The organism is Acaryochloris sp. CCMEE 5410 (genome assembly GCF_000238775.2).
Lineage (GTDB): Bacteria > Cyanobacteriota > Cyanobacteriia > Thermosynechococcales > Thermosynechococcaceae > Acaryochloris.
Window position 1 is genome coordinate 3,992,914 of sequence record NZ_AFEJ02000001.1, and the last position, 12,719, is coordinate 4,005,632.

At 42.9% G+C, this 12,719-nt stretch carries 10 protein-coding genes and 1 pseudogene; 6 read left to right on the top strand and 5 right to left on the bottom strand.

Annotation, left to right across the window (positions count from 1 at the left end; all coding sequences use genetic code 11):
* Positions 1-66 precede the first annotated feature (66 nt).
* Complete coding sequence (gene pyk / locus ON05_RS18450; protein ID WP_010471268.1) at positions 67-1,842, bottom strand: pyruvate kinase; 1,776 nt, start codon at positions 1,840-1,842, stop codon at positions 67-69.
* Positions 1,843-1,982: 140 nt separating this feature from the next.
* Here pyk and ON05_RS18455 point away from each other — a divergent pair, with 140 nt between their 5' ends.
* Positions 1,983-2,426: an RrF2 family transcriptional regulator gene (locus ON05_RS18455; RefSeq protein ID WP_010471266.1), complete on the top strand. Its 444-nt coding sequence runs from the start codon at positions 1,983-1,985 to the stop codon at positions 2,424-2,426.
* Positions 2,427-2,483: 57 nt separating this feature from the next.
* On the opposite strand, the gene ON05_RS18460 is transcribed toward ON05_RS18455, so the two are convergent.
* From ON05_RS18460 to ON05_RS18475, 4 genes are all read right to left on the bottom strand, one after another.
* Complete coding sequence (locus ON05_RS18460) at positions 2,484-3,749, bottom strand: prepilin-type N-terminal cleavage/methylation domain-containing protein (RefSeq protein WP_010471264.1); 1,266 nt, start codon at positions 3,747-3,749, stop codon at positions 2,484-2,486.
* Positions 3,750-3,997: 248 nt separating this feature from the next.
* Positions 3,998-4,531 carry a Tfp pilus assembly protein FimT/FimU gene (locus ON05_RS18465; protein ID WP_039779473.1) on the bottom strand — a complete coding sequence of 178 codons (534 nt, stop codon included), beginning with the start codon at positions 4,529-4,531 and terminating at the stop codon, positions 3,998-4,000.
* 35 nt (positions 4,532-4,566) lie between these two features.
* A complete protein-coding gene (locus tag ON05_RS18470) occupies positions 4,567-5,067 on the bottom strand; it encodes a hypothetical protein (RefSeq protein WP_010471260.1) in 501 nt (166 codons plus the stop codon).
* 197 nt (positions 5,068-5,264) lie between these two features.
* Positions 5,265-6,470 (bottom strand): hypothetical protein, encoded by a 1,206-nt coding sequence (locus ON05_RS18475; protein WP_262561948.1) that lies wholly within the window; start codon positions 6,468-6,470, stop codon positions 5,265-5,267.
* Positions 6,471-7,436: 966 nt separating this feature from the next.
* On the opposite strand from ON05_RS18475, the gene ON05_RS18480 reads away from it, so the two are divergent.
* From ON05_RS18480 to ON05_RS18495, 5 genes and pseudogenes are all read left to right on the top strand, one after another.
* Positions 7,437-7,985, top strand: a complete 549-nt coding sequence (locus ON05_RS18480) for a GspH/FimT family pseudopilin (protein WP_010471248.1) — start codon at positions 7,437-7,439, stop codon at positions 7,983-7,985.
* 45 nt (positions 7,986-8,030) lie between these two features.
* Complete coding sequence (locus ON05_RS18485) at positions 8,031-8,507, top strand: prepilin-type N-terminal cleavage/methylation domain-containing protein (protein WP_010471246.1); 477 nt, start codon at positions 8,031-8,033, stop codon at positions 8,505-8,507.
* A pseudogene (locus tag ON05_RS38620) lies at positions 8,473-8,565 on the top strand (prepilin-type N-terminal cleavage/methylation domain-containing protein); the annotation flags it as partial. The gene ON05_RS18485 and the pseudogene ON05_RS38620, both read left to right, overlap by 35 nt.
* A 6-nt stretch (positions 8,566-8,571) precedes the next feature.
* Positions 8,572-9,498, top strand: a complete 927-nt coding sequence (locus ON05_RS18490; protein WP_029315082.1) for a hypothetical protein — start codon at positions 8,572-8,574, stop codon at positions 9,496-9,498.
* Positions 9,499-9,507: 9 nt separating this feature from the next.
* A complete protein-coding gene (locus tag ON05_RS18495; protein ID WP_010471242.1) occupies positions 9,508-11,796 on the top strand; it encodes a hypothetical protein in 2,289 nt (762 codons plus the stop codon).
* Positions 11,797-12,719 lie beyond the last annotated feature (923 nt).

Consider the following 12,719-nt stretch of genomic DNA (forward strand, 5'->3'; position numbering starts at 1 on the left):
AGTGGGTAGGATGCGACTCCAAGATCCAGTCTAGTACGTGAACTCCAATTAGGTGTATTGGTGGGGTTAGCTTTGGGCTTGCGACGTCATGGTGCCCGAGTAGACCAACCCTTTTTTCATATCTAACGTGAGGTGGGTGCCATCCCGAATCATCCGAGTTGCATTTTCAACCCCGACGATGACTGGAATTCGCAACCGCAGCCCTAATACGGCAGCGTGACTGTCCATACCGCCGACTTCAGTAATGATGCCAGCGGCTTTGCGAATGGCATCGACATGGCTAGCGTCAGTTTCCTTCGCGACTAAAATATCGCCCCGATTAAAGCCTTTAACGCCGTTGGATGCTGTAATGACCCGAGCTAAGCCACTCACAGAGCCATTGCCAATGCCAGTTCCCTGACCCATGACAGCAGTGACAATCTCGACTTTGATAAAGTCCGTGGACCCCGCGACCCCCTGGAGGGTGCCTGCAGTCACCACCACTAAGTCGCCTTCTTCCACTAAGCCTTTCTCCTGGGCCACATTGAGAGAGGCTTGTAGGGTTTCATCAATGGAGGGCAAATTGAGAACCAGCAACGGCTGTACACCCCAAACCATTTGCAGTTGACGAGCGACCTCTACATGGGGCGTCACAGCCAGAATGGGAATATTGGGCCGATATTTGGAAACGTTGCGTCCGGTCGATCCAGTTTTGGTAAAGGTGAGAATCGCTTTGGCTTTGAGCTGAGTGGCGATATGTCCAACGGCTTGGCTAATGGCACTGGGAATGGCAGTTTCTGAGGTGTCTAGGGCAGTACGATTTTGAATATTTTTCTCATAATCAATCCGCTCCGCGATTTTGGCCATGGTAGCCACCGCTTCCACAGGATAGTTGCCGACAGCGGCTTCATTGGACAGCATCACCGCATCAGTGCCGTCCAAAATGGCGTTGGCCACGTCAGAGACCTCTGCCCGCGTGGGTCTGGGGGAATTGACCATGCTATCCAGCATCTGCGTGGCCGTAATCACAGGAATGCCGAGACGGTTCGCCGTGGCAATCAACCGCTTTTGCAGAATCGGGACATCCTCCGCAGGCAGCTCAACCCCTAAGTCACCCCGAGCAATCATTACCCCATCACATAGGCTGAGAATCTCTTCCATCTGGGTGATGGCTTCATGTTTTTCGATCTTGGCAATGACTGGAGTGGATTTACCCGCGTTGGCGATGATTTCTTTGATCTCGATGACGTCGGCGGGGTTGCGGACAAAGCTCAGGGCAATCCAATCGACACCATGGGTTAGGCCAAATTGTAAATCTTCGCGATCTTTATCGGTCAGTGCCTTAACGGATAAATAAACCCCTGGGAAATTGACGCCTTTGGAGTCAGACAGCTTCCCTCCCACAACCACACGACAATGCAAGGTCTTAGAAACGGTATCTACGGACTCAACGACCATCTCCACGCGGCCATCATCCAGAAGAATTGTAGCGCCTACAGATACTTCATCGGCCAACTTGGAATATGTGACCATGCTGCTGGTTTGAGTGCCTGGGATGGTCTGGCTGGTAAGGGCAAAGGGATCACCATTTTTGAGGGTGATGGGGCCGTCCGCGAATTTACCAAGACGAATTTTAGGCCCTTGCAGGTCTTGCAGGATGGCAACGGGCTGGTTCATCTCATAGGACAGTTGCCGAATCAGACGAATGGATCGTAGATGATCGTCATGGGTGCCGTGGGAAAAGTTGAGTCGGAGGGTGGTGGCTCCTGCTTCTATGACCGCCCGCAGCATATCTGGTTTGGAGATGGCTGGCCCTACGGTGGCCACAATTTTAGTACGACGGTCGGTCTCAGGCAAGGACATGTATGATTTCAAAAAAGTTTAGGCAGTAAGATGAACAATCAACAGGGTTGCCCATCAACTTAACAGTTTAGGCTGAGACGTTACCCCAAGCGAATTTTTGGCGGAATTCCTATGGACAGATCGATGATACGGAGATCAGAGTGAAGTTAACTACGAGGGGACACTACAGTGTAAAGGCGTTGCTGGATTTGAGTTTGCAGCCTAATTTTGGACCGGCATCGGTGAATGCGATCGCACAACGGCAGTCTCTCCCAGCCCCCTATTTGGAAAAGCTGCTGATTGAGTTGCGACAAGCGGGGTTAGTGCGGTCTGTGCGGGGTTCGAAAGGAGGCTATCAGTTGGCACGCCCTCCGGTGCAAATTTCCCTGGGCCATATCTTGGAGGCGGTGGGAGAAACGGTTGAACCCTTTACGGAACAGTCGGCTGCAACCCAGCAGGCAGAAGATTGGGTCACCCTGACCCTTTGGAAACGCCTACACCAAAAACTAAAGGAATCCCTTTACAGTATTTCCCTAGAAGATCTGTATTTTGATGCCCGTAGTTGGCAAGCTGCCCAGGGCGCAGAAACTAGTTTTGTGGTCTAAGGACTGTAATTGAAGCTATCTAATTGACCCGTAAAATTAAGTATTTCAGAGATTAAATTAGTCTGAAGAATCTGGGGCGACTATCGTTGATAAATCTGGAGTGATGGTTGCAAGAATGACTATATCTTGAAAATCATAGGAATCATCACCGGGGCTACCACTGCCTAATTCAAATAGAAAAATAACTTGGTTGTCGGCAATGGTCACCCTTTGGTTGGTATCAATATAGCCTTGAGTAATTGTAGAAATAGGTAACTGATTACCGTAAGGTGTATAGTCCGGAATTGAATCCCCATTCTGTAGTGTTAAAACACGATTAGAATTATTGTCCGATGATACAGAAATGTTTGGAGAACATGATCCACCAGTGGTTGATGCACCATCAGTGGCTAATTCAGTTCCGGGCGCTACTGAGATATTCGTTTGCGCACCTAAAGGAGCCACTGTTGAGAGCGCAGATTGGCTGATTTGCTGGCCAAGAGTGAGTTCATAAGCTGCTGAAGTATTGATGGGGGGGCCGCCTACACCACAAGTTATTTCACTCCCTAAGACCCTAATATCCATCTTAGATTTTTCTAAGATCGTTACTGTGGGGGCATTGGTGGGAGAACGACCTGTTACGGTAACAATCCGCGAATTACGGGTTGCAACTGTTGTGTTAGCGGTATAGAGATCAGAACCCTGCAATGGAGTATCGTACACTCCAGCATGAAACAGTTTAGCCATTTTGCCTGTGGAATCTACACAAGCTCCAAACCCCAAGTTGCCATTCGCAGTCCAGTTTGTGTCTGGGCAGCTAGGAGAAGTACTATTGTCCTGAATGGAATCAATCAGTGGTTCATGACTCCAGTTAGCTAGGTCGGATGGATCTGCATAGGTGCCATCACCATTGTGCTTTGGTCCCCATCTATACACTACTTGGGGACCTAACCATAAGTTGTTAGGGGATGGAGCGGTGTAATAAACGACTGACTGCTGGACATTAGTAAAAGCTGGCATTTTCAGCATAAGAACTGGCTCAGCTCCACTGGGTAAAGCGGTATTAAAACCTGGAGGAGCTGGTTCGTTGTCTGCATCGAGAAGAATTCTGTCAGCATGACGAACTTCGGTAGCCATGAAATCTAAAGAGCGATTGAGTTCGACTCTTCTCTCATTTTGAGCGTTGGCAACTTGGCTAGAGCGGAAGATAGAGACTAATCCAAACCCACCTATGGCTACAACGCCTAAGCTAATTACAGCCGCAACTAATAACTCAGGGAGTGTAAATCCTTGTGAGGTGCGTTTTTGATAAATGGCCTGTTTTATAGAGAATTTAGTTTTCACTTATATCGATTGCGAATAAAATCATGAATAGGACATTTTTTGTCAAAGTTCACAGTACTTGAATGGCTTTGAGAAAGCTGTTATTCAAATCACGAAATTGACATAGGCATTATTTTTATGCCGTTGGAAAAATAATTTTACCATTGTTATAGAAAGTTTGGCTTGCCCTGAAAGCACCTGACAAATCAACTGTGTGTTGATGCTAAGTACTCCTAAAAGAAGCTGATGATGGGTTCTTAGTAGTTCACTTATGATGAATGGCAATTACTTGCGTCTGCCTGGGCGGTAGTGGGTGGATGATTTCCTCTAAATTCACCCATTCTAATAATTCCAATTCCTGCAGTAATCGCTAGACAACGCATCCCTTGAGATTGATCGGGATGGAAAAACACTAAGACATTACCGGAAAAGGTCGATCCTTTCGGGGAAAACTGTATATCGTCGTTGGTTGCAGCGATCAAAGTGACAGCAGAGGGACTTGTGCCTCCACCCAGTTGTGTTAAATCCCGTGTTCCTGTTGGTAAGCAGCTTTGAGGATTGGCTGTGATAGAAGAACTACTAATGCTAAGGCTACATTGTTGACTGGTGCGAATGGCGGTTGCTTGGGCTTCTTTTAGGGCTCCCTCTACTTGTTTGGAAACATCTTCTATTCTTTTGTTGTTGATCCAGCCTAAAAAGCTAGGAGCTGCTAGGGCAGCAAATATGCCTGAAATCACTACGATCGCTAGGACTTCAGGCAATGAAAACCCAGAGCTTTTGTGCTGATATTGAGGCAATATCATGAAATTTTCTTGCGAGTTATCATTATCGAAATCAACTAAGGGCATTCAAGCGATTTATCAGGAATGACCTTAGTTTGAACGACAGCAATAGGGATATTATCAGCAGATACAACTTGATATTCCAGGCTCAGTACATTGAATGGAGCATCAGAGGGGAGATCTGGGGTACGTATAAGGGTATATGGCCGATTACCAATAGCGCTCAGTTTGTCAGTATCTACTGGTGCATTTGCATTAATTTCATCTTGCAAGAGAGCCGCATATCCTGATGTGTTATCAATAGCCTGACAGGCTGGTAGGTTAACGTTTTCACCTAAACCGAATCGCTTGGCTTTAAATCGAACCCTTTCTATATCTTCTTGGATCCAGGTTGTGGCTTCACTTAGTTCTTGACCTTTTACTTTAAAGACAGTAGCAGTCACTAATGCTTGCATGGCAGTGCTAATAAAGCCTACGATGACCAATAGACCTACTAACACTTCCACAAGAGTAAAGCCAGTATCGTGATGATGGCGATGTCCAGATACTAATTTCATAAAAAGTTTCCTTTACTCTTCTCTTGGGTCACACTTGTTATTGATTTAAATCAAATCTCTGACTTGAAAATATTGAACGCTTCGACAAAATGGTTGGTTAATATGTTTTCTGAAATCTAGATATCTCCCGGAGTATTAATTTTGGATAGCCATGACATTTATTTGATATGAAAAGCTGTAGTTGTTGTAAATAATGCTTAGCTTGTTGAACGCTCTTGAGTCTCCCAAGCGTTAATTGGCCCAAGCTGAAGAGGGTAATCTGATAAAAAATCATTCCATGAAGGTCGTGAGGGTCTAGCATTCAACGTTGGGCTGCTACTACTACTACCCCACTTTTTAACCCAAAATATGCCTGTAATTCTTTGCCCTGGCTCACATACTGTTGGAGAACCTAATGCCCCAGCTTGAACAGTATAATCTGGTGCATGAATAAAGACGTTGCAAATTCTGATCTCTTCGCCAATCGTTATGGTTTTAGTACCACTAGTCCCTTCGCCATATATTTTGACGTCTAAGGGAGAGCAATTGGTAAATGAGTTGTCTGGTTTGATGCATGTGATGTTATCAGAAGTGTCTTCAAGGGTAATGTCTCCCTCAACTCTTAACTCGATTTTTTCACCCGCTTTGACGGTTAGTTTTGAGTCAAAGGTATCGACCTGATACTTATAGACTCCATTATCCTGGATATCAGCTGGGCGAGGTAGTGCTTCATCGGGTAAAGCAGCTGTTAAATCGTTTAATTTCAAAGGGTCAGATATGGCAGGTATGGCAGGTATGGTAAAAGTACTTGATTGGATGGGACTGGCAGATGAACAAGGACCAACAACTAGTACCTCAGGATCCACTTGACTCGTATTGGCATCAGTAGCAACCCAAAGATTGGCTATTGGAGCTGGACTGACTGGGAAACTGACTTTTAATTCTGATACTGATTTGCTGGGTTGACCCTCATTAACCCGGCCTTGAACTATGGCAACTCCTGACCCGTCATAATTAAGTAAGCGGTATTCACCTTGGCTGAGGTCATCATCGTCTACATTTGTCCATTCTCTATTTGCCAAGTTGATGATCTCCCCTCTTCTGTCCACATCACATGCAGACAAGATATTGGGAATATTATTGGGTAAGGCCCAGCTCTCTATAGAGCTGCCACTGTCTGAACAGGTACCATCTGCATTTCTAGTGGGGGGAGTGTTCAAATCTGTCGTGCAAGCAGGATAATTTGCGATCGCACGATGTTGATTGATTAACGCTCGGATTTCATTGACCCCGGTTTCTGCAGCGTTGAGGCTTTTGGCGGTATCTTTTTGTGCGATCGCACTCACCTGACTATCTTGCGATCGCAAAAGCATCGTCAATCCCACTAACAGGATAATCAGCCCCATGCCAATTGCAACAGGCAATGCAAACCCTGCTTGTTTATTACGGCATTCTAGACAATATTTAATCCATAGCTTCATGGGTGACAATCTCTGCAAACACAGGTATAAAGTAGTCTTTTACAATAGACCACTTACATTGTTATATAAACTATATCGAATATTCTTCTAAAAATTAAGTATTTTCTCCCATGTCAAGCAACAATTTTGCATATAGCTATATTGAGAAGTTACCTTAATCTATGATTTGGTCATAACTTAGAGGCTTGGGCAACGAAAGGCATTATTTTTACGACAGAAAACAAAAATAATATTTTGAATCTCTATAAATAAAAATAAGAGCTCGTGATCTAGATCACACAAGTTCGTGATTTCGATTTCTAGACTAGACTCTCAAGAAAAATAATTTCTCCTTCTCTGTAGTCTTGGACTTCAACTATTTTCACTTCATTTGGCGTAAAACCCATAAGGTCAATTTTTGAATGCCTATAATGGCTATCTTTGAATACTTATCAGTCATATAATCCGGCGACCAAAAGCATCATTAAAGGTCATGATTTTTTATTACCATATTTATTGAATTGGTATTGTTTTTATGATCTTAATTTTTGAATTTATCTCTATGGCTGGTGGCTTTTATTATTTCTGAGAAAAATATTTTTATTGGCCGTATAGTTTAGTGTCTAAAAAGTATGACTTCTGAGACTTCCGGGATATCACTGAGGTGACCAAGAAAGATTTTCTTTATATTAACTGATAGGGATTGCAAAATCATACAGCAATATCTACTGGCCCTACGTTAGTCCCTCGGTGTTTGGGAGCACCTGAGACCAACCTAGGATTGAATCAAGGAGGACCCATCAGGTGAACTTGAAATTCTTTCGCATGGCTACTTGCGTGATCTACTAAGTCTCAGACTTCAGTTACTTATCCGTGATCAATTCCATCGAAGTTGCGTCCATCCTAGGTATTAAGAATAGAGAGCATCCCATGTGTCGGAAAAACTTGTCATTGGTACTTTACAACCATTTGATTCAGCAACGACAAACAGCCAAACCTAATTCTGGTTTGTCGCTAATTGAACTTGTAGTGGTCATTGGTTTGACAGCGCTTCTCGCTGCTTTTGCTGCACCTGCTATTACCTTTGGCACCAATCCACTGAGAGATACTTCGAACCGAATGGTAGCTAACTTTAGACTAGCCAGGGCAAAAGCAATGTCTAAAACTTCTGCCTATCGTATTCGCCCTCTATCTGTTGAACAACTCATTGTAGAGCAGGCCAAGAACTGCAACGCTACCACTTGGACAACAGCCACTGAATTTGTGGCAGAGGATCTGAAATTTGACTCACCGACTGAAGTGATAGCAGCACAGGTTGATGGTTCAGGGGTTACTAACACGGGTTGGCAGTTGTGCTTCAACAGTAGAGGCAGAGCAGATATGACTTTAGAACTAACCCTTAAGGATATGAATACTAATCAGCAACGAACCTTAGAAATTTTTCTTGGAGGGAATGCTGAGCTAAGTGAGATTAGTTGAAGAAATACTCAAAAAACCCCATGAATATTGAAGCAGGTTGTTGTTATGAGAACTAAAGCGAACGGTAAGATTTACACTTACCTTTTGGGTCACGTGCAGTCTTTGAGACATCGTGAGCAAGGACTCACTTTAGTAGAAGCAGTAGTCTCCATACTGATCTTTTTTATTGCTATAGGTGGCATTGTCCCTATTTCGTTGAACTATTCTCTTGCTGCCATTCGAAATGAGCAGAAGACTGGAGCTATAGCCATATCGCAACAGATTATGGACGAGCTTCGCCAAGTAGATGCTTCAACTTTACCTGATGGTAACACTACTGAAACTACGTTACCAACTGGGACTTCTGGTGCTTCTTTAGCCGATGTTTCATTTATGGGTAAATCCTACAGTTCTCAAATTACGTATTGTCAAACTTCTAGTGCTAGTTACTGTGATGCAAACTCAAGACATATCAAAATCGAAGTGTTTCGAGATGGTCAATCAATTTATGAAGTTGAGACTGTCTACACGAAGTTCGAATAGTGGATTCACGTTAGTCGAACTGCTGGTAACTACGCTGATCTCAACCATTATTTTGGGAGCATCGTTGTCTTTGATTGTTGACCAACGCAAACAGTTTCTCACCGATCAAAATCGAACCCAAACGAGCCAGAACCTAAGAGCAGGAATGGACTTGATTGGGACTGATATCAAGTTAACCGGTGAACGCTTGGAAGAAGATTTTGAGCAACCTGGTGTGATGCTGATTGATGCAAGTCATGCCAATAACACCTCTGATTCAGATGAATTGATACTTCAGCGTAAGCTTATTCCTGAAAAGCTAGGTGTTTGTGCAGATGTTGCAGCTGGTGCAACCAGTATTGCTGTCTCTACTGCTTCAGGTTCAGGTCTTTGTATTTTTTCCAGTAATGAAACCCCTACTGCAGATGGACTGACAGACCTTCTCAATATTTTCCGAGATTATCGTTGTGAGGAGGATGGGGCTGCAGGTTGTGCAAGAACAACAGCACTTACCGGAAGTAATTGTGATGGGGAATGTACCTGGGCGTATATCTATAATCCTAGTACTAACTCGGGTGAATTCTTCCAATATGCCTTTGAAGAAGCAGATAGTACTGACCCCGAACTGAATCGGATTTATCTTGGTGGAACTGCAACTCTAGCTTCAGCTTACCCCGCTGCTGATAATCCTGAAATTTATCTTCTAGAGGAAAGGGAATATAGGTTGAACGGTGATGTTTTAGAACTAGTCGTTAATCGGCAAGATAGCGATGCACTGCGCTTGATTAATGAAGTTCAAAATTTCGAAGTCACTATTCAAGCATCAGGTGTATCTAATTCTTCTTTTAATCCAAACAGCGTGCCCTCTACGGCCCTGAATTGGCAAAATATTGAGCATATTGAGGTGGAACTAAAGACTAATAATCCATCCCAATCTGATTTGATAACGCTAGCAGAAGATAAGCGCACATTAACCTCCAGATTTTTCCCACGTAATATTATCTCCAAATAATTCCTAGCCATGAAACGTCAGCCTGAAAAGTTCCAAAAATCCTTATTTTACCTATATCTGTGTTTACAGAAACGACAGCAGATGGAGGGAGGCTACAGTTTAGTGGTCACGATTGCCATGCTGATCATTCTATCTACACTCCTGATCAGTGCAGCAATTATTAGTAAGGTAGATACTATTAGTACGAATGCCTCAGCAAAAAGCAACATTGGTTTTTATGCTGCTGAAGCAGGACTCAATATTCGGGCACAGGAAATTAGGACGACATTTGAGGGCTTTAACCGTCCTTCAGGAACTTCACCTACTTCATGGCAAGACTGTGTGAATAAAACGGCAGGTGCACAAGGTACCCTCGATTTTGGTTGTGATTTAGATCCTTTCCAAGGACAAGAAGTCTGGACTTATGTGGAAGAATTTCCGAATAATCCGAGACCAACTACCGTGGCTGATGGACCTTTTGCTGGTTTATCTGCCCAGGAATATATATACGATGTTTTTTCTGTAGCAACTAACGAAGATACGATAACTAATGAAAAAGCACCATCTGCCATCTTGGGAATGAGATTCAAAAGCCGTTTAGTACCGCTGTTTCAGTTTGCGGCTTTTTATGAACAGGATATGGACTTTGCTATTCCTCCTAGTATGACGGTGAATGGTAGGGTGCACAGTAATAACGACTTGTACCTGGATGCCAGTAGCAGTGGTACTTTTACGATTAATGGCCAAGTCAGTGCAGTAGGAAAGCTATACCGAGGTGAGAAAATTGATGATGATTGCAGTGGTACCGTCCGAATCAATGATGGCTCAAGTAATCGAACTCTAGGGTGTAGTGGTAGTCGACAAGAGTATACGCAAAGCGATGTTGAAACGCCTTGGAATGGCAATATCAATGTTGGTATTGATAAATTAACGGTGCCCGAACCTGATCAGTTTGACGCAGAGGCTGGAAAACTTTATTGGGATAGATCTGATTTAAGAATAGCCCTTGTGTTGGATTCGAGTGGTGATCCAACTGGTATTGAGGTCCAAGACGTAGATGGCTCCTCAAACAGCACAGCTACAGCTAGCTTGAATAGCTGTGCGGCTGATGGTATTACCACAACATTGCAAAATGAGAATGGTAGTGATGCTAACTACGAAGCAGACGATACGGAAGTAAATATAACGAACGGCACAGGGAGTCAATTTATAGATGGCGATGTTGTGGTTGTCGGTAATGATATTGACAGCAATGTTGTAACGTCTGTCGATCCCGATGAACTGGAGTTTACGAGACGTCTTGGTCATAGCTATCAAACTACTTTTCCTAGTTCTGGAGATACTGTTCGCAAGGCTGTTGTTTCCACTTCTGACACCTTTTATAACTATCGAGAGAAAGAGGGCAGCTCGGGTACAGAGCAAGGTAGATATATCCGCATGCTGGACGTCAACATGGGAGCCTTGTTGGATTGTGTGCATTCAGAAAGCTTGATGGGGTCAAAAGCCCTAGACGACGATACAGATGGGGGACTCGTTTGGTTCTTTACAGTCAAAGGACCAGACTCTAATACAGATGTGACTGCAAGTGGTACTCCCAACAACTATGGTGTTCGGATGTACAATGCTGAGACATTAGCATCTACGATATCTGGAGCCCCTGATATTCAGGGATTAACCGTTGTTTCAGATCAAGCTATTTATACTCGGGGAGATTACAACCGACTCAATAAAAAACCAGCTGCCATTCTAGGTGATACGATTAATGTCCTTTCCGACAACTGGAAGATGGACGATTCAAATGGTCGTATTTACGATTCTTCTGATATTCCTGGACCTGAAGATGATTCTTCCTACGATGTTATTGTTGGGAGCAGCCGTCAAGCAAGCTCGACTACCATTAATGCTGCTTTTTTAGCAGGTATTGATATTTCTGGCGGTGTCAATCGGAGTGGACAAGATGGTGGATGGAGCTCTTCGGGTGGAGGATGGAATAACTATCCTCGTTTTCATGAAAGATGGTCTGGGGCAACCTTAACTTATCGAGGATCAATGGTCACCTTAGGATCACCACGACGGGTAAATGGTCCGTTCTGTGGTAGTCAATCCATTAATTCAAGCTGCAATATCTATACCCCCCCAACTCGTAACTGGGATTATGATACAGATTACGATAATGCAGCGAATTTACCTCCGTTAACTCCCCAAGCGGTATACCTAGAGCAAGAATTTTTCCAACGTGAGTTTGATGCTTCTGCTACAAAAACTAGGAAGCACCTTATTGCGGCCTTACCTCTTATTCAGCCGAGCTTTACATTTTAAGTTTTACTGACAAGGAATTTTCCCAAATTCATGCATTAATTAGAAAGTGTGAGTTAGATTTATTTCTAACTCACACTTTTTTATTTTATAAAATTAAAACTATATAATAGATATGAGTCTGGCACCAAATCTAACTTTCTAAACTGCGCAATGATTAATTCAATAATAAGTCAGAAAGGTGATTGAAACTTCACTATAATACAGCGCTCAAATACGTTCAGGCTCCATAAAATGCAAGAGCAAGAGTTGTTGAATTGATTAGAAAAATATAATTTATTATAACAATCCTGAATTACTTGATTTCTATCAAAGATCTTATAAATCTTTAGATTTTTAGTATGTCAGGGTATATAGAGAAAGTGGAGTATTGATTGTTCGCTAACTGATTAAAATCAGATTGTAATTGTACTATCTGACAATAATCTGCTTTTCTGGAAAATCAATAATGGCATTGATTTAAAAATCCTAGAATAGTGGTTGGAGTATTAATATATAAGCCAGGCCAGAATTGACTTCGACTTTTGGTTATAAAGTAAATTCTAATACTTAGAGATTAGCTATGGAACCTTCTTTAATCGAAGTATTTACCCTAAATATTCATCTTTTTCGCTAATAATTGAGGTATCATACCATATGCAATTGTTTGTAAATATCTCAGAATAGAAGTAAACATGTTGCACTCTAGACTGGATTAATACCAGCATTTACCATTGCTATGTATAGATTTTACCGAACAAGAACTTAAAGCTATTGCTTGCAAAGTTTTCTAGATATTCAATCTAGTGAATCCAATATCTCTCTGTTTTGTCGGCAGCAAACTAATTCACTGTCTGCTATCAAGTTGTGTAACAATTTAAGGATAGCTGTTAATCCTGACTTTACTACTGTATTGAGAGAATTAATGTTGGAATTCACCCAAAATG